Annotated in this window: 24 protein-coding genes; 9 read left to right on the top strand and 15 right to left on the bottom strand. The window is 63.4% G+C overall.

Annotation, left to right across the window (positions count from 1 at the left end; all coding sequences use genetic code 11):
* Positions 1–2: 2 nt before the first annotated feature.
* Together AC6I9R_RS15155 and AC6I9R_RS15150 are read right to left on the bottom strand one after the other, a co-directional pair.
* Complete coding sequence (locus tag AC6I9R_RS15155) at positions 3–1,232, bottom strand: tetratricopeptide repeat protein (RefSeq protein WP_461426402.1); 1,230 nt, start codon at positions 1,230–1,232, stop codon at positions 3–5.
* A 155-nt stretch (positions 1,233–1,387) separates the two neighbouring features.
* Positions 1,388–2,206, bottom strand: coding sequence for a sulfotransferase family protein (locus tag AC6I9R_RS15150; RefSeq protein ID WP_461426401.1), 819 nt, complete (start codon positions 2,204–2,206; stop codon positions 1,388–1,390).
* Between the two features lie 154 nt (positions 2,207–2,360).
* Here AC6I9R_RS15150 and AC6I9R_RS15145 point away from each other — a divergent pair, with 154 nt between their 5' ends.
* From AC6I9R_RS15145 to AC6I9R_RS15135, 3 genes are all read left to right on the top strand, one after another.
* Positions 2,361–3,938 carry a DUF5928 domain-containing protein gene (locus AC6I9R_RS15145; RefSeq protein WP_461426400.1) on the top strand — a complete coding sequence of 526 codons (1,578 nt, stop codon included), beginning with the start codon at positions 2,361–2,363 and terminating at the stop codon, positions 3,936–3,938.
* Positions 3,939–3,954: 16 nt separating this feature from the next.
* A complete protein-coding gene (locus tag AC6I9R_RS15140; RefSeq protein ID WP_461426399.1) occupies positions 3,955–4,329 on the top strand; it encodes an HIT domain-containing protein in 375 nt (124 codons plus the stop codon).
* 112 nt (positions 4,330–4,441) lie between these two features.
* Positions 4,442–4,621, top strand: coding sequence for a zinc-finger domain-containing protein (locus AC6I9R_RS15135; RefSeq protein ID WP_461426398.1), 180 nt, complete (start codon positions 4,442–4,444; stop codon positions 4,619–4,621).
* A 69-nt stretch (positions 4,622–4,690) separates the two neighbouring features.
* Here the strand turns inward: AC6I9R_RS15135 and AC6I9R_RS15130 are convergent, their stop codons facing one another.
* On the bottom strand, positions 4,691–5,152 hold the full coding sequence (locus AC6I9R_RS15130) for a hypothetical protein (RefSeq protein WP_461426397.1): 462 nt from the start codon (positions 5,150–5,152) through the stop codon (positions 4,691–4,693).
* Positions 5,153–5,191: 39 nt separating this feature from the next.
* Between AC6I9R_RS15130 and polA the strand changes: the two genes are divergently transcribed.
* From polA to AC6I9R_RS15105, 5 genes are all read left to right on the top strand, one after another.
* Positions 5,192–7,981, top strand: coding sequence for a DNA polymerase I (polA, locus tag AC6I9R_RS15125; RefSeq protein ID WP_461426396.1), 2,790 nt, complete (start codon positions 5,192–5,194; stop codon positions 7,979–7,981).
* 63 nt (positions 7,982–8,044) lie between these two features.
* Complete coding sequence (locus AC6I9R_RS15120) at positions 8,045–8,407, top strand: MmcQ/YjbR family DNA-binding protein (protein ID WP_461426395.1); 363 nt, start codon at positions 8,045–8,047, stop codon at positions 8,405–8,407.
* 2 nt (positions 8,408–8,409) lie between these two features.
* Positions 8,410–8,826: a hypothetical protein gene (locus tag AC6I9R_RS15115; protein WP_461426394.1), complete on the top strand. Its 417-nt coding sequence runs from the start codon at positions 8,410–8,412 to the stop codon at positions 8,824–8,826.
* Complete coding sequence (locus tag AC6I9R_RS15110; protein WP_461426393.1) at positions 8,823–9,356, top strand: pseudouridine synthase; 534 nt, start codon at positions 8,823–8,825, stop codon at positions 9,354–9,356. Before AC6I9R_RS15115 ends, AC6I9R_RS15110 begins: the two co-directional genes overlap by 4 nt.
* On the top strand, positions 9,341–9,919 hold the full coding sequence (locus AC6I9R_RS15105) for a YdeI/OmpD-associated family protein (protein WP_497862959.1): 579 nt from the start codon (positions 9,341–9,343) through the stop codon (positions 9,917–9,919). The genes AC6I9R_RS15110 and AC6I9R_RS15105 overlap by 16 nt, the downstream gene beginning before the upstream one ends.
* Before the next feature lie 127 nt (positions 9,920–10,046).
* On the opposite strand, the gene AC6I9R_RS15100 is transcribed toward AC6I9R_RS15105, so the two are convergent.
* From AC6I9R_RS15100 to AC6I9R_RS15050, 11 genes are all read right to left on the bottom strand, one after another.
* Positions 10,047–11,351: a pyruvate dehydrogenase complex dihydrolipoamide acetyltransferase gene (locus AC6I9R_RS15100; RefSeq protein WP_461426391.1), complete on the bottom strand. Its 1,305-nt coding sequence runs from the start codon at positions 11,349–11,351 to the stop codon at positions 10,047–10,049.
* A 30-nt stretch (positions 11,352–11,381) separates the two neighbouring features.
* The gene (locus AC6I9R_RS15095; RefSeq protein WP_461426390.1) at positions 11,382–11,630 is read right to left on the bottom strand and encodes a hypothetical protein; all 249 of its coding nucleotides are present in this window, start codon (positions 11,628–11,630) and stop codon (positions 11,382–11,384) included.
* The gene (locus tag AC6I9R_RS15090; protein ID WP_461426389.1) at positions 11,630–13,003 is read right to left on the bottom strand and encodes a pyruvate dehydrogenase complex E1 component subunit beta; all 1,374 of its coding nucleotides are present in this window, start codon (positions 13,001–13,003) and stop codon (positions 11,630–11,632) included. The genes AC6I9R_RS15095 and AC6I9R_RS15090 overlap by 1 nt, the downstream gene beginning before the upstream one ends.
* A 13-nt stretch (positions 13,004–13,016) precedes the next feature.
* Positions 13,017–13,568: a hypothetical protein gene (locus tag AC6I9R_RS15085; RefSeq protein WP_461426388.1), complete on the bottom strand. Its 552-nt coding sequence runs from the start codon at positions 13,566–13,568 to the stop codon at positions 13,017–13,019.
* A 29-nt stretch (positions 13,569–13,597) separates the two neighbouring features.
* A complete protein-coding gene (gene pdhA, locus AC6I9R_RS15080; RefSeq protein WP_461426387.1) occupies positions 13,598–14,626 on the bottom strand; it encodes a pyruvate dehydrogenase (acetyl-transferring) E1 component subunit alpha in 1,029 nt (342 codons plus the stop codon).
* A gap of 186 nt (positions 14,627–14,812) precedes the next feature.
* Entirely contained in the window at positions 14,813–15,106 is a 294-nt protein-coding gene (locus AC6I9R_RS15075) for an FtsB family cell division protein (protein WP_461426386.1), read from the bottom strand.
* A gap of 132 nt (positions 15,107–15,238) precedes the next feature.
* Positions 15,239–16,129, bottom strand: a complete 891-nt coding sequence (locus AC6I9R_RS15070) for a fructose bisphosphate aldolase (RefSeq protein WP_461426385.1) — start codon at positions 16,127–16,129, stop codon at positions 15,239–15,241.
* Positions 16,130–16,258: 129 nt separating this feature from the next.
* A complete protein-coding gene (locus AC6I9R_RS15065; RefSeq protein WP_461426384.1) occupies positions 16,259–17,449 on the bottom strand; it encodes a phosphoglycerate kinase in 1,191 nt (396 codons plus the stop codon).
* Between the two features lie 145 nt (positions 17,450–17,594).
* Positions 17,595–18,596: a type I glyceraldehyde-3-phosphate dehydrogenase gene (gene gap / locus AC6I9R_RS15060; protein WP_461426383.1), complete on the bottom strand. Its 1,002-nt coding sequence runs from the start codon at positions 18,594–18,596 to the stop codon at positions 17,595–17,597.
* 137 nt (positions 18,597–18,733) lie between these two features.
* Entirely contained in the window at positions 18,734–18,877 is a 144-nt protein-coding gene (locus AC6I9R_RS15055) for a hypothetical protein (RefSeq protein WP_461426382.1), read from the bottom strand.
* A gap of 53 nt (positions 18,878–18,930) precedes the next feature.
* Positions 18,931–19,416 carry a cupin domain-containing protein gene (locus tag AC6I9R_RS15050; protein WP_461426381.1) on the bottom strand — a complete coding sequence of 162 codons (486 nt, stop codon included), beginning with the start codon at positions 19,414–19,416 and terminating at the stop codon, positions 18,931–18,933.
* A 163-nt stretch (positions 19,417–19,579) separates the two neighbouring features.
* Here AC6I9R_RS15050 and AC6I9R_RS15045 point away from each other — a divergent pair, with 163 nt between their 5' ends.
* On the top strand, positions 19,580–19,987 hold the full coding sequence (locus AC6I9R_RS15045) for a DUF6841 family protein (protein ID WP_461426380.1): 408 nt from the start codon (positions 19,580–19,582) through the stop codon (positions 19,985–19,987).
* Between the two features lie 193 nt (positions 19,988–20,180).
* Here the strand turns inward: AC6I9R_RS15045 and gap (AC6I9R_RS15040) are convergent, their stop codons facing one another.
* Positions 20,181–21,185, bottom strand: a complete 1,005-nt coding sequence (gene gap, locus AC6I9R_RS15040; RefSeq protein ID WP_461426379.1) for a type I glyceraldehyde-3-phosphate dehydrogenase — start codon at positions 21,183–21,185, stop codon at positions 20,181–20,183.
* Positions 21,186–21,326: the final 141 nt, after the last annotated feature.

Below are 21,326 nucleotides of genomic sequence, written 5' to 3'. Positions count from 1 at the left end.
GCTTAAAACTCCCAACCGACTTGGAACGTGTAAATCATTTCTTCCCGCGTCGTGGTAAGGCCGCCTGTCACCGCGTCCTCATGGACCTGGGCGGCGGCCGTCTCGATGTAAATGTCTTCAAAAATGAAGGCGCGCAGCCACAGACCGTAGCTGTGCTCTTCAAGGTCCGTAATAGTGCCGCCATTGACGAGTTCGGTCTGGCCCATCTCGGCGAAGGCGCCGGCGATCCAGCGGTTGGGCAGGTTTTCCCAGCCCACGTCGAAGGCGTGCTGCGCGGCCAGCCTGACGGAGGCTTCGGTGAACTCAATCGGGTTCGCCGCGTCGACCTCCGTGCGAGAGCCAAAAGTGCTCGACAAACGCACCCGCGTGTCGCGGGAGGGGCGGTAGGTCACGCCCAGATCAAACTCGTGGAAGTTGAAATCCGCGTCGCCCGCCGCATCCGCGATCTCTCTGCCCGTGGCCAGATCGGCGTAGACCGTAAAGCGTTCGTTGATCGGGTTGGCATAGGCCAGGCCAATGCCCCAGGACGTGAAATCGCCCGGCAGCAGGTCGTCGTTCTGGAACCAGCCGAGTTCCGCGTAGGCTTGCAGGCGGGGGCCGTAAGCATCGCCCGCGATGCGCCATTCCGGGCCGGTGCGAAGACGCAGGTTGGTGCGGTCGTTGATCGAGTTATCGCCGGGCCGATACGTGCTGAAGGCGAATTCCGTGACCCATTGCGTCACATCGGCATTGCCCATGTCCAGACGCCAATCGACCGAGCCGCTGACAAAGGCGCCTTGCTCACCGGTGGTGTCGGCGTAGGCGTAGCCGATCGCCAGGCGCCCCGAGTAGTCCGAACGGTCGTCGCGGTCCTGCGCTTCTTCCTGGTAGCGCGCGACCTGGGTGGCCTGCGCGGGCGTCAACGTGCCCGAGGCCTGGGCGGCGGCCAGGTGATATTCGGCCACGGCGTAGGAGCCGAGGGCGAAATAGGCCACGGCCAGTTCGACCCGGGCGGTGGTATTGTTGGGCTCCAGATCGACCAGCCGCTCCAGCGTCGCGGCGGCGGCCTCAAAATCACGGGCCTCCACTGACAGACGCGCGTATTGCTGCATCAACTGGCGGTTGGCGGGATCGGTGAGCATCTGCTGGAACACGGCCTGGCGCTGTGCCTCTGCGCCTGCGTTCTGCGCCGCGAGCGGGGCGGAGAACAGGCTTAGGGCGGCGACGGACGCGAGAAGGGGGGCGCGAAACATATCGGTTGGGCCTCACGAGGGGAAAATGGGAGTCGTCTCAATCGACGCAACCCTAGGGCTGCACCGCCCATTATTCAACGCGCAGGCCGTCACGCGAGCGCAGCCGCGGCATTGGCGCAACGGTTTTGGGACCCCTTTGCCTCGTATTTAGGCGATCAACCGCCGAGCTTGGCGTGAACCTCGTCCAGATCGATCTCGGCAATCGGCATCTTGTTGGCGGGATTGTCGAAATCGTATTTGAACAGCTCGAAATCGCGGTGGTAGATTTCCTTGATCAGATGCATCGACAGGTCGTCGAAGTAATCCTCCACCGGGTGCAGACGCTTGGGGCCGTGGCCCTCGCTTTCGTTGAAGCGCGGCACGTCCTTGAGCTTGATCGGATTGGCATTTTCTGTCGCGTCCAGAACGCTTTGCATGCCGTCGTTAAAGCTCTCGGTCCAGAAGATCTTGTCGTATTTGCCGCCGTTCACGATAAACGTCGAGACATGGCCCGCCATGGCCGACCAATGGATGTCGGGGTCCATCGGCTTGCGCCAGCGGATGGTGTCACGGGTGAACAGCAGGAACCGGCGGAAGCTGGCGATCTGGTCGAACTCGCCCTTGCCATCATCGCCGCCCACCTCGATCCCGTATTTCTGGATCAGAAGCGGCACCATGTTGCCCCGGTAGCGCTTGCCGTTGCGCTGGATGCCGCAGATCTTGTCAAAGAACGACGACAGGATGCGCGTGTAAGGGTTGCGCACGCAAGTGAATGCGAAGCTTTTGTGGCCCGTGACATTGGCCTCGATTACTGGCTGACTGTTGTCGAAGGCCCACTTGTGCATGCCCCCCTTGGCGTCATGAATGTCGCCGTCGAAGTATTCCCCGTTGTCGGAGTAATACATGATCTGTCCAATGGTCGAGCAGGCGCATTTTGGCACCACGCGGTACACCATGCTTTCGCTCGTCGTCATCCAAGTGCCTGGAAAACCCATAATCTCGTTACCTCACCGCTCGCCTGGCGTGTCGTTCACCAAGTCTTAAGACATAAATTGCAAAGAATTGGTGTCGCATCAATCACTCTCAGGTATTAATAAGTTAACAATAAGGCGCAACAATGCGCTCAGATCCGGGGCAATCGTTTCCAGAATGGCAAAAATCGCCTTCATTCTCCTGTGTCACAAGGATGCGCCAAGCATCATCCGTCAGGCTGAGCGTTTGACGGCGACCGGTGATTATGTGTCGATTCACTTTGACGCAAGTGCCAAGGCGGCAGAGTTCACCGCGCTGCAAACGGCGTTGAAGGACAACGCGGGCGTCACTTTCGCCAAGAAACGCATCAAATGCGGCTGGGGGGAATGGTCTTTGTGCCAGGCCACGCTCCACGCCATCGACGCGGCGGTGGAGGCGTTTCCGAAGGCCACACACTTCTACATGCTGTCGGGCGATTGTGCCTCGGTCAAATCGGCGGACTACGCGCACAAGTTCCTCGATGACCGCGACATGGACTATGTCGAGTCGTTCGACTTCTTCAACTCCGACTGGATCAAGACCGGCTTCAAGGGCGAGCGGCTGTTTTACCGCCACTTCTTTAACGAGCGGAACCACAAGAAGCTGTTCTACGCCTCGTTCAACCTGCAGCGCAAACTGCGGCTGGAACGCAAGATCCCCGACGATATCCAGGTGATGATCGGCAGCCAATGGTGGTGCCTGCGCCGCACCACGATCGAAGCGATCCAAGAGTTCTGTCGCGACCGCCCCGACGTGATCCGCTTCTTCCGCACCACCTGGATCCCGGATGAGACGTTCTTTCAGACCCTCGTGCGCCACCTTGTGCCCGCGCGCGAGATTGAAAGCCGCACCCTGACGTTCAAGATGTTCAGCGACTACGGCATGCCGGTGACCTTCTATAACGACCAATACGACCTGTTGATCTCGCAAGACTACCTTTTTGCACGCAAGATCTCTGCCGAGGCCACGCTTCTGAAAGAGCGTCTTGGCGCGCTGTGGAGTTCGGGCCGCAAGGACTTCGCGACCTCCAAGGAGGGGCCAAAGCTGCATGCATTCCTGACCGGGCGGGGCCGGGTCGGCAAACGCTTCGGGACGCGGTTCTGGGAACGCGAAAGCACCTTGGGCGCGGACCGCGACCTTTACATGCTGGTGTGCAAGAAATGGCACGTCGCCAAGCGGCTTCTGAAGGCCTCGACCGAGAAGCTGGACATGCGCGGGATCGAATACCTTTTTGATGAGGCGGGGTGCCGCGTGCCGCATCTGGGCGGGATCGAGCGGACGATGGAAAAACGCAACCGCCACCGCCGCGCGCTGATGCGGATGCTGTTTGACTATTACGGGACCGAGCAGCTGGTGATCTGCCTCGACCCCGCCAACCTCGACCTGATGCGCGATTTCATGTCCGACCGCGCCAATGCCCGCATTCTAGAGCTGCAGTGCAACTTCGACGACCAGTACCTGGTCGGCCACGCCCACCGCGTGGGCCTTGCCACCGACGACACGCCGGGCGAGGTGTTGCAGCGCATGTTGCCGACGCTGCGCCACGAATTCCTGGACGAGCAAATGGAAATCCGCGAGGCGGAGTTCAAACAGCACTGGCGCCTGCGCGAAGGCCGCTCGGCGGATGAAAACGGCGCGGTTCTGGCAGAATTCTTCGGCATCGACCAGGATCGGGGCCGTGAGTTGGCCGAGACCCAGCACCTGTTTGCAGATTAAAAGAGGGGCCCAAGCCATGGCATTCGAGTACGACGACCAGAACATTTTCGCCAAGATCCTGCGCGGGGAAATCCCCAACCATACCGTGGCCGAGACCGAGCATACGCTGGCCTTCGCCGACATCTACCCCCAGGCGCCCGTCCACGTGCTGGTGATCCCCAAGGGCGCATATGTGTGCTTTGATCACTTCGCGGCAGAGGCCTCGGACGCGGAAATCGCGGATTTCCACCGGGTCGCGGCGCAGATCTGCGCCGAGATCTCTCCGGGTGCGGGCGGGGCGGGGTATCGCACGATCTCCAACGCGGGCACCGACGGTGTCCAGGACGTGCCCCATTACCACATGCACCTCCTTGCCGGGCGGCCCCTGGGCCGGATGCTGGCCAAGGCCTGAGGCGTCTTGCCCGGTGCGGGCGTCAAGCTGTTGCACGGTGCGGACGCCAAGCTGTTGCCCGGCCCAGACGGAAGTGCGATAGAGGGCGCGACGCAAAAGAAGGGCCAGGGCCATGTCGATGGAAGCACCGGAAACCGAGATCGTGACCACCACGCGCGTCGCCTGCGACGGCGGCGAGGGCGCGTTGGGCCATCCCCGCGTCTGGCTGATGATTGACCCCGACACGGGCTTTGTCGAATGCGGCTATTGCGACAAGAAGTTCATCCACGCGGATTTCGCCGACAAGGTTTGACATCGCGACCCCGTTGGGCTCTGAGCTTTTTTGGTGCAGCGCCTTCTGCCGCCCGTCATGGCGGGCAAGCTAACCCAACAATAGATCCTCGACGCCACATTGCAGCGTCACGCGGCCTGTCTCACGCTCGATATACTCGGCGATGTTCTGGCCGGACCAGGCCTCAACATTGCGCCCGGCGATCGTGGTGCCTTGGCCCAAGGCGGTTCCCGTCCGGCCATCCATCACGGTGTAATTGACGATGCCGGTCTGCCCATCGTCGCAGGTGAAATTGGCCACAGCGCGCGCGTTGTCCCAGACGCCCGTGCATTGCGCCCCCGTGGACAGGCTCCCGGTCAGCACACCCGCATCCCAACCCACCGACCCGCCCACAAACAGCGTGTCGCCGCCAATGCAGGCCACCACATGGGTGCAGCTGGCTTGGCTGCCCTCCTGGTAAATGCAGGCCGGATCCAATGACATGTCGGCCATTGCGCTGCCTGCAAAAATCACTGTCGCAGCGACGAGGGCACTGGGGTAGAACAGGCGCATCACGCGGCGCGCGGCAGGGTCAAACGGAGAAACTAGCACATGGCATTCGGAAAAGGGCATCATCTTCACCTCGTGGATGGATCGGCGTTCATCTTCCGCGCCTATCATGCGCTGCCGCCACTGACGCGCAAGTCCGATGGTCTGCCCATCGGTGCGGTGAGCGGGTTTTGTAACATGCTCCACAAGATGATCGTCGATAATGCGGGCGCCGATGGCCCCACCCATGCCGCTGTGATCTTTGACAAAGGCAGCCATACGTTCCGCAATGACCTCTATGATCAGTACAAAGCCAACCGCGAAGCGATGCCAGAGGATTTGCGCCCCCAGATCCCGCTGACCCGCGACGCGACCCGCGCCTTCAACCTCGCCTGTATCGAGATGGAGGGGTTTGAGGCCGACGACATCATCGCCACCTACGCCCGGATGGCGCGCGAGGCGGGCGGGCGCTGCACGATCATCTCGTCCGACAAGGACATGATGCAACTGGTCGGCGACGGGGTGGAGATGTTCGACGCCATGAAGAACAACCGCATCGACCGGGACGGCGTGTGGGAAAAGTTCGGCGTCGGGCCCGAGCGGGTCGTGGACGTACAGGCCCTGGCGGGTGATAGCGTTGATAACGTGCCCGGCGCGCCCGGTATCGGGATCAAGACCGCCGCACTTTTGATCAATGAATACGGGGACTTGGACAGCCTTCTGGCCCGCGCGGAAGAAATCAAGCAGCCCAAGCGCCGCCAGACCCTGATCGACCACGCCGACCAGATCCGCCTGTCGCGCCAGTTGGTCCTGCTCGATGAGAACATGGCGCTGGAAGAGGGCCTGGACGCGCTGGAAGTGCGCGAGCCGGATCACACGGTGCTGCTGGAATTCCTCGCCCAGATGGAGTTCCGCACGCTCACCAAACGCATCGCCGAAAGTGCGGGCGTCGAGGCCCCGGTGATCGAGGAACCCACGCCCGAGGCCGCCCCCGACGCGCCCGAGATGCCCGCGATTGATCACACAAAGTATGAGGTGGTTAACGACGTTAAGACCTTGCAGGCGTGGGTCGACCACGCCACGGCGCGCGGCGAAGTGGCTTTTGACACAGAGACGACATCGCTCGATGAAATGGTGGCCGAGCTTGTCGGCGTCTCGCTCTGCGTTGAGCCCGGGAAAGCCTGCTACATCCCGCTGCTGCACCGGGGCGGGGGCGATGACCTTTTCGCCGACACCTCCCTCGCAGAAGGGCAGATCCCGTTTGAAGATGCGCTGGCCACCCTCAAGCCGATGCTGGAAGACGAAAGCGTCCTGAAGATCGCCCAGAACGCCAAGTATGACGTCAAGGTCCTCGCCAATTACGGCGTCACCGTCGCGCCCATCGACGACACGATGCTGCTGTCCTACGCCCTCCACGCAGGGCTCCACAATCACGGCATGGATAGCCTGTCTGAGCGCTACTTGGGCCACACGCCCTTGCCGATCAAGTCCTTGATCGGAAGCGGAAAATCCCAGATCACCTTCGACCGCGTCCCCATCGCCGACGCCGCCCCCTATGCCGCCGAAGACGCCGATATCACCCTGCGTTTCCACAAGCTGTTCAAGCCGAAACTGCATACCGTCGGCGTCACCAAGGTTTACGAGCGCCTCGAACGCCCCCTCGTGCCCGTCCTCGCCCGCATGGAACGCTCTGGCATCAAGGTGGACCGCGAGGTCCTCAGCCGCATGTCCAACGCCTTTGCCCAGAAAATGGCGGGCCTTGAGGCTGAAATTCATGAGCTCGCCGGAGAGGCCTTCAACGTCGGCTCCCCCGCGCAGCTTGGCGAAATTCTGTTTGAAAAGATGGGGTTGGAGGGCGGCAAGAAGGGCAAGACCGGCAAGTATTCCACAGGCGCCGATGTCCTGGAAGACCTCGCGACCGAACACGACCTGCCGGGCCGTGTGCTGGACTGGCGGCAGCTCTCAAAGCTGAAATCCACTTACACCGACGCGCTGCAGGACCATATCAACGCGGACACGGGCCGCGTCCACACCAGCTACTCCATCGCCGGCGCCAACACCGGGCGCCTCGCCTCCACCGATCCAAACTTGCAAAACATCCCGATCCGCACCGAAGAAGGCCGCCGCATCCGCGAGGCTTTCGTGGCCGAACCCGGTAAGGTCTTGGTCGCGCTCGATTATTCCCAGATCGAACTGCGCATCCTCGCCCATATCGCGGGCATCGACGCGTTGAAACAGGCGTTCAAGGATGGCCAGGACATCCACGCCGCCACCGCGTCCGAGATGTTCAACGTGCCGCTTGAGGACATGACGCCGGACGTCCGCCGCCAGGCCAAGGCGATCAACTTCGGCGTTATCTACGGCATTTCGGGCTTTGGCCTCGCGCGCAACCTGCGCATCCCGCGCAGTGAAGCGCAGGGCTTCATAGACCGCTATTTCGAGCGTTTCCCCGGCATCCGCACCTACATGGACGACACCAAAAAGTTCGCCAAGGAACACCTCTACGTCGAGACGCTCTTTGGCCGAAAAATCCACACGCCCGAGATCAACGCCAAGGGCCCGGGCGCCGGTTTCGCAGGCCGCGCCGCGATCAACGCGCCGATCCAGGGCACCGCTGCCGACATCATCCGCCGCGCGATGATCCGCATGGAGGACGCCATTGCAGGCATCCCCGCGCGGATGCTTCTGCAGGTCCACGACGAATTAGTTTTTGAGGTCGATGAAGACGCGACTAACACGCTGATCAAAAAAGCCCGCGAGGTCATGGAAGGCGCCGCCGACCCCGCTGTGCACCTGAGCGTGCCAATTACGGTGGACTTCGGGCAGGGCGCAAACTGGGCAGAGGCGCATTAACAGGGCCTTTGCGCTATAAGGAACCCGGTCGCGACCTGATGACCCGCTTCGGAGAATGCTGAAATGAATGTTCCGATCCAAACCTGGCCCGAACTCCGCGATTTCGCGGTCGCGCTTTATCTGCCCAAGGTCGAGGACGCCGTTTCCTGGGGCAACCCCAACCTCAAGGCCCACGGCAAGATGTGGTGCTGGTGGAGCCCTTACGTCGATGCGGCGATCTTCAAAGGCTCGGTGGAGGAGCGGGAGATGCTGATGCAGGCCGACCCGGAAACCTTCATCCTCCACGACCACTACGCCAACTACGGCTGCATCCTCGTCGCCGCTGGGCGGATCGAGCGGGACTGGGTCGAGGCCCGCCTGCGCCGCACTTGGCGTGATCTGGCGCCCAAGCGCTGGCTGGCGAAATACGACGCAGAGCAGGGCTAACCATGCAAATTCTCTACGTTTTACGCGGATGTCTGCTCGCTTACGGCTTTGGCGTCGCCGTCATGATGCTGGCCACGATGATCATCGACGGGCGGGGCACCGACGCACTGGGGCTGACCGCCATGATCGGGCTCGTGCTGCTGATCCCCTTCCTCGTCATCGTCGTGGTGATCTGGGCGGTGCTGGCGCGGCTCGCGAAGACCGTCACGATAACCCAAGCCGCCGCAATCTGCGCCGCCGTCTTTTTCGTTCTCGCCTTCCTCTTGGGCCTATCAGGCAATGGCGTGCCGGGCTTGCTGATCGACGCGGTTGCCTATCCCTTCGCGGGCGCGATTTTCGGGACGATCTTCTGGGTCGGCGCCTTCGGGCTCCGACGCGAAATGACGATGGGAACGCGCATGCCAGAGGCAGAGCATTGACCCTGATCGCGCTCAACAAGCCCATGAATATGCTGTCACAATTCACCTCGGAAGGGGGGTGGCCCGCCCTGGATGGGCTCGGGTTGCCCAAGGGCGTCTACGCGGCGGGGCGGCTGGACCGCGACTCGGAAGGGTTGTTGTTGCTGACCGACGATGGCGGGCTGCAGGCGCGGATTTCCTCGCCGAAGTTCAAATCACCCAAGGTATACTTCGCGCTGGTGGAGGGCGTGCCGACCGACGAGGCCCTGGCGCGGCTGCGGGCAGGCGTGGACCTAAAAGATGGCCGCACGGCGCGCTGCGAGGCCGAGGCCGTGGACGTGCCCGAGTGGATCTGGGACCGCGAACCGCCGGTCCGGATCCGCAAATCGATCACCGACACCTGGGTGCGCCTGACCCTGACCGAGGGCCGCAACCGACAGGTGCGCCGCATGTGTGCGGCGGTGGGCTACCCGGTGATCCGGCTGGTGCGGTTTTCCATCGGGCCCTATGATATCAAGAACTTAGCCCCCGGCGCATGGCGGGAGGTCTAGGGATAGCGGAGGTGCTGACGGTCCGATCTCGCGCTGAATTGCGGGCCTGGCTCGCGGCGCATCACGGCGAGGGGAAGGGACTGTGGCTGGCGACCTATAAGAAACACCATCCCGACTATGTGCCGTGGATGGAGGCGGTGGAGGAACTGCTCTGCTGGGGATGGGTCGACGCGCAGGTCGCGGCGTTGGATGCGGACCGGATGAAGCACCGGATCGCGCCGCGCCGCGCGACCAGCGCCTGGTCCGCGGTCAACAAGGAGATCGTCGCGCGTATGCGGGCCGAGGGGCGGATGACGCCCGCGGGGGAGGCGAAGATCGCGGCGGCCGAGGCGAACGGGATGTGGACGTTTCTCGACGACGTAGAGCGGTTGGAGGTGCCGGGTGACCTGGCCGAAGCCCTGGGCGCCGCGCGCGCGGTGTGGGAGGCGTACCCCCGCTCGGTCAAGCGCGGGACATTGGAGTGGATCAAGACGGCGAAGACGGCGCCGACGCGCGCGCGGCGGATTGACGACGTGGCCCAAAGCGCAGGCGCGGGGCTGCGGCCCTCGATATTCCGGCGCTGACGCGCCGGTCCAAACCGCCCCTCCTCGCTATCGCCCTTTCGGGCGAACGCTCCTCGCAGCGGTCTTCCCTTTCATCTTGCCCAGAAAACTCTGGGGAGCTTGAGGGGCTAGCCCCTCAATGCCGCCGTCACGCCAACATGACCATCGGGTTTTCCAGGTTGTCCTTGATCGCGGCCAGTAGCTCGGCCCCCAAGGCGCCGTCGATCACACGGTGATCGACCGACAGCGTGGTGGACATCACGGTCGCCACCGCCAACTCGCCATCCGCCCCGACAACAGGCTTCTTGACGCCCGCGCCGACGGCCAGGATCGCGCCGTGGGGCGGGTTGATGACGGCGTCGAAATTCTCGATCCCCATCATGCCCAAATTCGAGATCGCGAAGGAGCCGCCCACATATTCGTGCGGCGCCAGTTTCCCGTCGCGGGCGCGGCCTGCCAGGTCCTTCATCTCTGCCGACAGGGCCGAAAGGCTCTTGGTGTCGCTGTCTTTCAGGACCGGCGTGAACAGCCCGCCATCGACGGCCACAGCCACGGCCACGTCCGAGGGTTTCAGCTTGATCATCCGGTCCCCGGCCCAGACGGCATTGGCGTCGGGCACCGCCTGCAACGCCAGGGCGCAGGCCTTGATGACGAAGTCGTTTACCGACAGCTTCACGCCGCGCCCTTCCAGCTGCTTGTTGAGCTGCGAGCGGAACTTCAGCAGCGCGTCCAACTGGATATCACGGCGCAGATAGAAGTGCGGGATCGTCTGTTTCGCCTCGGTCAGGCGGGCGGCGACGGTCTTGCGCATGCCGTTCAGCTTGACCTCTTCGAACTCGCGGCCCTCGTACATCTTGAGGACCTGCTCGGCAGAAGGACCGGTGGGCATGGCACCAGAGGCCGCGGGCGCAGCGGCAGGCGCGACCGCAGCAGGTGCGGCGGCAGCTTTCGGCGCGGCAGAGGCGCTTTCCACATCGGCTTTGACGATGCGGCCATGGGGGCCGGAGCCCTTGATCTGGCTCAGATCGAGGCCCTTGTCGGCAGCGATGCGCCGCGCGAGCGGAGAGGCGAAGATGCGCGCGCCGTCAGCGCTTGCGGGCGCTGCCGGGGCAGGGGTTGCGGCAGCTGACGCCGCCGCCGGAGCCGCCTCTTCCGCCGCGGGCGCGGCTTCCTCGGCGGCGGGAGCCGCAGGGGCGGCGCTGAAGTCCTCGCCCTCTTCGCCGATCAGGGCAATCGCGGTGTTGACCTTCACATTCTCGGTGCCCTCGGCCACCAGGATCTTGCCGATCACGCCTTCGTCGACGGCCTCGAACTCCATCGTGGCCTTGTCGGTTTCGATTTCAGCCAGCAGGTCCCCGGCGGCGACGGTGTCGCCTTCCTTGACCAGCCATTTGGCGAGGGTGCCTTCCTCCATCGTGGGGGACAGGGCGGGCATGAGAAGTTCGATGGGCATTTGGATCGTCTCCCTTGGAGGGGGTGTCGCTTATTCGAGCGTGATGTGAGTGAACGGCGCGCGCGGGGCGGCGCCTTTCTTGAGGGCTTTGATGGCGTCGGCCAGGTCGTGTTGCTGGGCGGCAATCCACTCGTAGGCCTGCTCGTGGCTCACCTTGGTGTCCACGCCGTATTGCTGCGACAGCAACGCGTCCGGGACCAGAGCCACCACCGCATCCCCGCCAAGATCGACGGAAACGCGGTAGGCGTCAGCAGAGGGATTTTTTCCCAGGATGCGCATCAGCGGTACGTCACCTGTTTGCACGCGGCCACGACCTCATCGGTGGTGATCAGCGCGTGGCGTTCCAGGTTGGCCGCATAGGGCATGGGCACGTCCTTGCCGGTGCAATTGATGACCGGCGCGTCGAGGTAATCGAACGCGTTTTGCATCAGGTAGGCCGACAGGTGGTTGCCGATGGAGCAGACCGGGAAGCCTTCCTCCACGGTGACGCAGCGGTTGGTCTTCATCACCGAGGCCAGAAGCGTGTCATAGTCCAACGGACGCAGGGTGCGCAGGTCCACGACCTCGGCAGAAATCCCTTCCTCGGCCAATTTGTCTGCGGCCTCAAGGGCATAGGTCATGCCGATGCCGAAAGAGACAATCGTCAGATCAGTGCCTTCGCGCCAGATCTTGGCCTTGCCGAAGGGCACGGTGAAATCATCCAGGTCCGGCACCTCGAAGGAGCGGCCATAAAGGATCTCGTTTTCCAGGAACACGACCGGGTTGGGGTCGCGGATGGCGGTTTTCAGCAGGCCTTTGGCGTCGGCTGCCGAATAGGGCATGCAGACCTTGAGGCCCGGCACCTGAGAATACCACGTCGCGTAATCATGGCTGTGCTGCGCGCCCACACGGGCGGCGGCACCGTTGGCGCCCCGGAACACCATGGGTGCGCCCATCTGGCCGCCGGACATATAGAGCGTCTTGGCGGCAGAGTTGATGATGTGGTCAATCGCCTGCATGGCGAAGTTGAAGGTCATGAACTCGACAATCGGCTTGAGGCCGCCAAAGGACGCGCCCACACCGATCCCGGCAAAGCCGTGCTCGGTGATCGGCGTGTCGATCACGCGCTTTTCGCCGAATTCGTCCAGCATGCCCTGGGTGATCTTATAGGCACCGTTGTACTCGGCCACTTCCTCGCCCATCACGAAAACGGTGGGGTCGGCGCGCATTTCCTCAGACATCGCGTCGCGCAGCGCTTCGCGGACGGTCTGGGTCTTCATCGGCGTGCCCTCGGGCCAATCGGGGCTGGTGTCGACCTTGGGCGCGGCGGGCACGGCGGCTTGGGCGGCGGGCGCTTCCTCAGCGGCAGGCGCGGGGGCGTCCGCCTCGGGGGCTGCGGCAGGCGCGGCAGAGGTGGCGGACATATCCTCGCCCTCTTCGCCGATCACGGCGATGGCGGTGTTCACCTTCACGCCTTCGGTGCCCTCGGCCACCAGGATCTTGCCGATGACGCCTTCGTCGACGGCCTCGAACTCCATCGTCGCCTTGTCGGTCTCGATCTCGGCCAGGATGTCGCCAGCCGCGACGGTGTCGCCTTCCTTCACCAGCCATTTGGCCAGCGTGCCTTCCTCCATCGTGGGGGAGAGGGCGGGCATTAGAATTTCAGTTGCCATGGTCGTGCTATCCCTATTCCGCGCGGTCGTTACAAAGGCCCGCCAGATCCCGGAAAGCCACCAGCAAAAGGTCGGCGTCGGGGCGGCTTACAACTTCTGTAAGGTCCACGTTCATTGTGTAAGTGTCCCAGCCGCCACCGATATCGAAGATCAGGTCGCACTGGGTTTCATTGCAGTCGGCCGCCACATACGGCAACGCGGCCGGGTCGGTCGAAAGGGTGGTGAAAAGTTCCGTCCCAACGGGGGCGACGGCGGTGATGGTCCATTCGGGCAGGGGGCCCGGCAGCTCAAAGAACAGGTCCTGGTCCGTCTCGTTGGGGCGAAGGGTGATGGCGTCGCCCGAGATATCGGTAAGGTTCCCGGTCAATTGCCCCGACAGCGGATCGCCGTTCTCGATCGCGTCGAAGGCGACGACGAACTGGCATCCAGTGACGGTGGTATTCATCATCTGGATGCCGGTCGACGTCGGGCCGCTGGCGGCTAGGATCGCCGTGATCCGTGCCCCCGCATCCGCGGGCGTTCCGGCACTGACCGGCGCGACCGCCAGCACAGCACCCAACGCCACCGCGCCAGCCCTTTTGAGCCGCCTTGAAATCACGCAGGGACCTCGGCGTAGATGTCGGTCCAAAGCTCTTCCAACGCGGGCTCGGGCGAAGTTTTGGAGAACTCGGCCGCCTCGTTGACGATTTCCTTGATCTCCTTGTCGATGGCCTTCAGGTCATCTTCGCTGGCATGGCCCCCGGTCAGCAGCATCTGGCGCACGTTCTCGATCGCGTCACGCTTTTCGCGCATCTCCTGAACCTCTTCGCGGGTCCGGTATTTCGCCGGGTCCGACATGGAGTGGCCGCGGTAGCGATACGTCTTGATCTCTAGGATATAGGGCCCATTGCCCGCGCGGCAGTGGGCGACGGCCTTCTCACCGGCGGCTTTCACGGCCAGCACATCCATGCCGTCCACTTCTTCCCCGGCGATGCCGTAAGCCGCACCCCGTTCCCAATAGGAGGGCGAGTGGGTGGAGCGTTTGGTGGAGGTGCCCATGGCGTATTGGTTGTTTTCAATGACAAAAATGCAGGGCAGGCCCCAGATCTCGGCCATGTTGTAGGCCTCATAGACCTGGCCCTGGTTGGCTGCACCATCGCCGAAGTAGGTGAAGGTCACGCGGTCGTTGCCGAGGTATTTGTCGGCAAAGGCCAGCCCCGCGCCAATCGGCACCTGCGCCGCCACGATCCCGTGGCCGCCGTAGAAATGCTTCTCCTTGGAGAACATGTGCATGGAGCCGCCCTTACCCTTGGAATAGCCCCCCTCGCGGCCCGTGAGTTCCGCCATCACGCCCTTGGCGTCCATGCCACAGGCCAGCATGTGGCCGTGGTCGCGGTAGGATGTGATGCGCTTGTCGCCTTCCTCGGCGGCGGCCTCAAGGCCCACAACAACGGCTTCCTGGCCGATATAAAGGTGGCAGAAGCCGCCGATCAGGCCCATGCCGTATAGCTGGCCCGCTTTTTCTTCGAACCGGCGGATCAAAAGCATCTCGCGGTAGTACGTCTTCAGCTCCTCCGCCGAGACGTTCGCCCCGCCACTCTTGGATTCCGTTGCCGCTTTGGCAGTCGTCTTGCGTGCAGCCATCCTGCGCCACTCCTCTCCCTGTTCGGGAATAGTTTAACGTTGAACCATCTATTATCAGAGGTTGTCGGCAGAGTCTTGGGGTAAAGCTGACGCAGGGGCACAGACCCGCTATGCAATTTGGGAAATGCTTGTTTTTCAGGGGTATAGGAAGATGTGCACGGCGGCACACCCCCGCGGTTTTGGCCCTTAGGGCAGGATCAACTCGTCCGGACGGGCGTAGCCCAACACGTCGCGCACCCGTTCATCCAGAAGATCAATGTCAAGGTAGTCGTCCGACAAACGGCGCGTCAGGATCTCCATCCGGGCGGTTTGCAGCTGCAAACGGGCAAGCTCATCGGTCAATCGGTCCCGCTCGGCCTCCACCTGGATGCGCTGGAACAGGCCGTTGTTTCCCTGCACGGCGGTGAAGGTGAAATAAAATCCCACAAGGAACAGGATGCCCGGCACGATGGCTCGGGTCAGGGATAGGGTCCGCAACATGTCACTGCCTCTTGGCTCGAAAGCCTTGGTCGCACGCCTCTGACGGGCGCGTGGGCAGGAGAGTCGCACAAATGGACTGCTTTGGGAATCCCCCACATCTTGTGGCGGCCCCCAAGCCGTGGCGCATCGGACTCAGGTGATGGAGGCCGCGTGGATCGCGCTGATCGCTTCATCCAGCTTGGCGTTGAACGCCGCCTCGTCCTGCTGAGCGGAAAGCCCCTCGGTCAGGGCGCGACTGAAGCTGGCGATCATGCCGTGGTTGGCGGCCAGTTTGGTGTTTGCGTCGTCGCGGGCATAGCCGCCCGAGAGCGCCACGACCCGCATCACCTTTGGGTGGGCAATCAGCGGCGCGTAGAAATCGGCCTCGTCGGGCAGAGTCAGCTTCAACATGATCTGCCGGTCGCCGGACATCTTGTCCAACTCCGCCAACAACGCGTCGCGCAGCACTGCCTCGGCCTCGGCCTTGGCGGGGGCGTTGATGGAAACCTCGGGCTCGATGATCGGGACCATGCCGTGGTCCAGCACCTGCGCGCCGACCTCGAACTGCTGTGCCACATTGGCGGCGATGCCCTTGGCGTTGGGCTCGGCAATGACCGAGCGCGCCTTTGAGCCGAAGATGCCTTTCTGCGCTGCGCGCGCCAGCGTCGCGTCCAGATCCGGCATCGGTTTCAGCATCTGCACGCCGTCGGCCTCCGCCTCCAACCCCTTGTCGATCTTGAGGAACGGGACGACGCCACGCTCGGACCAAAGGTAATCCGCCGCCGGACGCCCGCCAATCTCGCGGTCCATCGTCATCTCGAACAGGATCGCGCCGATGACCTTCTTGCCGGTAAACGCAGGGGCCGAGGCGATGCGCGAGCGCATCTGGTGGATCAGATCAAACATCTCCGCGTCCGAGGCATAGGCCGTCTCGTCAACACCGTAGAGCTTCAACGCCTTGGGCGTGGAGCCGCCCGATTGATCCAGCGCGGCAATGAAGCCCGCGCCCTTTTGCATCTGTGCGATCTGATCAGACGTGCCCATCGGTGCCTCCTTCGGTTCGGTTGCCGAGGGTTTAGGCCGCAGGGGCGCAGGCGTCCATGATGGTTGCGCTATCAGGCGGTCTTTGCCGCCTCCAACGCCCCTATCTTTGAAGCGCCGCCTCCAGCGCCACTATTTTTGAAGCGCGGCCTCCAGAGCCGCGACGCCGGGCAGGGTCTTGCCCTCCATCCACTCCAGAAACGCGCCGCCCGCGGTGGAGATATAGGTGAAGTCCTCGGCCACGCCCGCATGGTTGAGGGCTGCGACCGTATCGCCGCCGCCGGCGACCGAGATCAGGTCCTTGGCGGTCGTCGCAATCGCAGCCAGCTTCGCGGCCTGCACGGTGGCCGCGTCAAACGGCGCCATCTCAAACGCACCGAGGGGGCCGTTCCAGATCAGCGTGGCGGTGTCCGACAACAGCGCGTCAAAACCCGCGACCGTGGCGGGCCCTGCATCAAGGATCATCGCGTCGTTGGGGCAGGCGTCGGCGGCGACCGTCTCGGACGGGGCGTGGGCCTTGAACGCGCGCGCGACCACGATGTCGACGGGCAGATGGATGGTGCAGCCGGTGGTTTTGGCCTTCTCCACGATGTCTCGGGCGGTGTCGGCGAGGTCATGTTCACACAGCGACGTGCCCACGGGATGGCCCTGGGCGGCGAGGAATGTGTTGGCCATGCCGCCCCCGATCACCAGGTGTTCGACCTTCTCGATCAGGTTGCTGAGCAGATCCAGCTTGGACGACACTTTGGCCCCGCCCACAACGGCGGTGACGGGCCGCGCGGGCGCGCCGAGCGCGGCATCCAAGGCGCTCAGCTCGGCCTCCATCAGCCGCCCGGCGCAGGCAGGCAGCAGGCGCGCGACGCCTTCCGTCGAGGCGTGCGCGCGGTGCGCGGCAGAGAAGGCGTCGTTGCAATAGACATCGCCGAGGGAGGCGAGGAACCCCGCCATCTTCGGATCATTCGCCTCTTCCATAGCGGAAAAGCGGGTGTTCTCGATCAGGGTGACGGCGCCCTCGGGCAGCGCGTCGAGGCTGGCGCGGTCGGGCCGCTCGATGAAGGTGACCGGTTGGCCGAGGGCGGCTTCCAGCGCGGGAAGAGTGACGCGCAGGGACATCTCAGGGACGTATTGGCCCTTGGGGCGCCCGAAGTGGGCGAGCATGACGGGGCGGCCGCCTTTGGCGAGGATGTCGCGGATCGTGGGAACAATGCGGGTGATGCGCGTGGCGTCGGTTACCGTGTCGTTTTCCACGGGGACGTTGATGTCGACCCGGGTGAGCACCAGTTTGCCCGCAAGGTCCATGTCGTCGAGGGTGTTGAAGCGCATCGGAGGTCTCCCGTTGTGGTGGTGAGGTCATGCCACGCGTAGAGGGGCCGCCAAAAGAGTTTAGATGCCTCCGGCGGGAGTTTTTTGGCAAGATGAAGGGGAGCGCGCGCAATTTTAGACAAATGCGCGCGGCTTTTGGTGGGGGTTACAGGAATTTGCCCATGGCCACGGCGGTGTCGCTCATCCGGCAGGAGAAGCCCCATTCGTTGTCGTACCAGGTCAGGATGCGGACCATGGTGCCGTCCAACACCTTGGTCTGGTCGGTGGCGAAGATCGAGGAATGGGGGTCGTGGTTGAAGTCCATCGACACCAGTTTCTCGTCCGTGACGCCGAGGATGCCCTTGAGGGGGCCGTTTGCGGCCTCGGCGATGGCGGCGTTGATCTCGTCCACCGTGGTGGCGCGGCTGGCCTCGAACGTCAGGTCCACGACGGAGACGTTGGGGGTGGGCACGCGGATGGCGACGCCGTCGAGCTTGCCGTTCAACTCGGGCAGCACCAGGCCCACGGCCTTGGCGGCGCCGGTGGAGGTGGGGATCATGCTCATCGCTGCCGCGCGCGCGCGGTAGAGGTCGGAGTGCATGGTGTCCAGCGTCGGCTGGTCGCCGGTGTAGGAGTGGATCGTCGTCATAAAGCCCTTGGTGATGCCGACGGCGTCGTTGAGCACTTTGGCGACCGGGGACAGGCAATTGGTGGTGCAGGACGCGTTGGAGACGATGAGGTCATCCGCAGTTAGCTGGTCATGGTTCACGCCGTAAACGATTGTCTTGTCGGCGTTCTTGCCGGGCGCCGAGATCAGCACGCGGCTGGAGCCGTTTTCCAGATGCGCCTGGCAGGCCTCTTTCGAGGTGAAGATGCCGGTGCATTCCAGCACGATGTCCACATGGGCCCAGGGCAGATCAGCGGGGTTGCGGATCGCGGTGACGTCGATCGGGCCACGGCCCACGTCAATCGTGGTCTCGGTCGTCGTGACAGTCGCGGGGAAGCGGCCATGGACGCTGTCGTAGCGCAGCAGATGGGCGTTGGTCTCGACCGGGCCGAGGTCGTTGATGGCGACGACTTCGATGTCGGTGCGGCCAGATTCGATGATCGCGCGCAGCACGTTGCGCCCGATGCGACCAAACCCGTTGATGGCGACTTTGACGGCCATGGGGAGACTCCTATGGATAATGCCGCAGGGGCGCGGCGAATGCGGACGATGCCACAAAGGCGGCGTTGTGTGACCACTGTTAGCGGTAACAGCGCCGTCTTAGCGCGTGTTTTGCCCGTTGGGAAGGGGCAGCGTCGTTAACGCCAGAATGCCATCCACGACAGCAGATCCGCGAACTTGCGGCCCAGAAACAGCGAATTGGCCCATTCAAACAGCACCGCATCGACGGCCAGAAACGCGGCGATCAGGATCAGGATCCATATGGCAATCGTGTTGGTCATGGCCGCAGTCTTTGCCACGGCGCGCGCCGGGGGGGAAGCCTGATTGCAGGGCGCTACTTCTTGGCGCCCATCACGGGGTGCAGGATCGCATCGTGGGGCACCAGCTCATAGGGTTGGCCGGCATTGCGATAGATCCGCTGCTTCTTGCGGGGGTAATCGCCGACATCATGGGCAAGGCGCTGGCCGATCACGAGAATACGCAGGGTCTCGGTGCCGGTGTTGAGGATGGTGTGGGCCAACCCGCCCGCCCGGTAGCCGATGAAATCGCCCGGGCCGATGGCGTGGTCGTCCTCTCCGATGGTGGCCGTGCCGGTGCCCGACAGGATATAGACGGCCTCATCCTCGAAGTGGTGAACGTGGTATTCGGTGGTCTCATCGCCCGGGGCGACTTCGATAAGGTGGATGCCAAGGCCGGTCAGCCCGGTCTCGTCGCCGAGGGACTTGTTGATGCGTTTGGCGGCGGGATTGACGAAGTGGACCTTCGCGAGGCCCTCCATCGCGGCAATCTCGGCGGCTTTCAGAAGGTAGGTGTCGGACATGGCGCATCTCCCGGCAATTCATTGCCGCAAGTGTGGGTCAGGGCGCGCGCGGCGTAAAGCGCGGATCGGCGGTGGTGTGCGGGCGCGATCATCGACTTGCGGGGCAAAGACGCGTAGGCTTGGCGCAGCCACAGGCAATGATTGCATCCTCGGAGGCGGCGCTGTGCCAGAGACGCTGATCAAAGGTATCGCCCGAGACTTCTCGGAAGGGAAGCTGGAGAGGGTTGCCGCCGCATTCGCGATCCCCGGCGTGGTCCATGTCGGGGACAAGATCCTGTCGCTTGCGACGGAAAACGTGATGCTCGACGCGCTGCGCGCCTACCGCTCCAACCTGATGGTCGAAAGCTACGACCATACCGATATCGAGATTGAACACCGCACGGACGCGCCGGACGGGCGGGTGCAACTGCTTGTGACATGGACGAATTTCAACGACCGGGGTGCCGTGATTAGCGCGGTTCACGCCGGATACATCTGGAAGCAGGACCCGGCGGGGGAGTGGAAAATCATCGGCCACGAGATCCTGCCGCCTTGGAAAGAGCGTTTGTCGCAAGGCATCCCGCTGATGTGAGGTTGCGTTGTTGTTAGTAGTGCAGGGCGGCCACGCACCCCGCGCTCAAGTAGCCCGAAGGGCGGTAGCGCATAAAAGACTCCGCTCAAGTAGCCCGAAGGGCGGTAGCGCATAAAAGACTCCGCTCAAGTAGCGCGAAGCGCGGTAGCGCATCCCCGCGCTCAAGTAGCCCGAAGGGCGGTAGCGCAGAAATTCAGTGCAGCAACCGGCCCATAGCGCCTGCGACGTCGGCCATGCGGGCCGAGAAGCCCCATTCGTTGTCGTACCAGGCCAGCACCCGCACCGTGCGGCCGCCGACAACTTTCGTCTGGTCGGGGGCGAAGATCGACGAGGGTGTCGTGTGGTTGAAATCGATGGAGACCTTGGGCGCCGGATCGTAGGACAGGACCGCGCCCATATGGCCCGCGGCGGCCTCGGCCACGACGTCGTTAACGTCGTTAACCGTGACATCGCGCGCGGCCTCGAACGTCAGATCGACGGCAGAGACGTTGGGCGTGGGCACGCGCAGGGCGGTGCCGTCCAGGCGGCCTTCCATCTCGGGCAGAACCTCGGCCAGGGCCTTGGCTGCACCCGTGGAGGTCGGGATCATCGCCATGGCAGCGGCGCGGGCACGGTAAAGGTCGTCGTGGCGGCGGTCCAGGGTCGGCTGGTCGCCGGTGTAGCTGTGGATCGTCGTCATGATGCCACGCTCCACGCCGATGGCCTCGTTCAACACCTTCACCAGGGGGGCGAGGCAGTTCGTGGTGCAGGATCCGTTGGAAATCATCCGCTCATCCGCCCGCAGGTCGCGGTGGTTCACGCCGTAAACCACCGTGCGGTCGACGTTTTTCGCAGGCGCCGAGATCAAGACCTTCTTCGCGCCCCGCTCCAGATGCACCGCCGATTTCACGCCGTCGTTGAACTTGCCGGTGCATTCCAGCACCACATCGCAGCCGTCCCAATCCAGCTCTGCCGGATCATAGGTGGAAAACACCTTCATCGGCCCGCGCCCCAGATCCATCGTGTCGCCGTCGACCCGCACCTCTCCGGGGAAGCGGCCATGGACGCTGTCGTAGCGCAGCAGATGCGCGCTGGTCTCGACCGGGCCGGTTGCGTTGATCTTCACGACCTGCACGTCATTGCGCGCGCTTTCCGCGATATAGGCCAGGGTAGCGCGTCCGATGCGGCCAAAACCGTTGATGCCGAGGGTGATGGTCATGGACGCTCTCCTATGGGTCGATCTTGCCCTTTGGATAGGGCGCGCGCCCGCGCCTGTGAACCCAAAAGCGCCCTGAAATCGGTATGTTAGCGGAAACGGTGGCGCAAACATCGGGTGATTGCGCTAACACCTCTGTGACGC

This window comes from Gymnodinialimonas sp., assembly GCF_059726805.1.
Note: the sequence above shows the minus strand (reverse complement) of the source record. Positions and strands in the feature narration are given on the sequence as shown.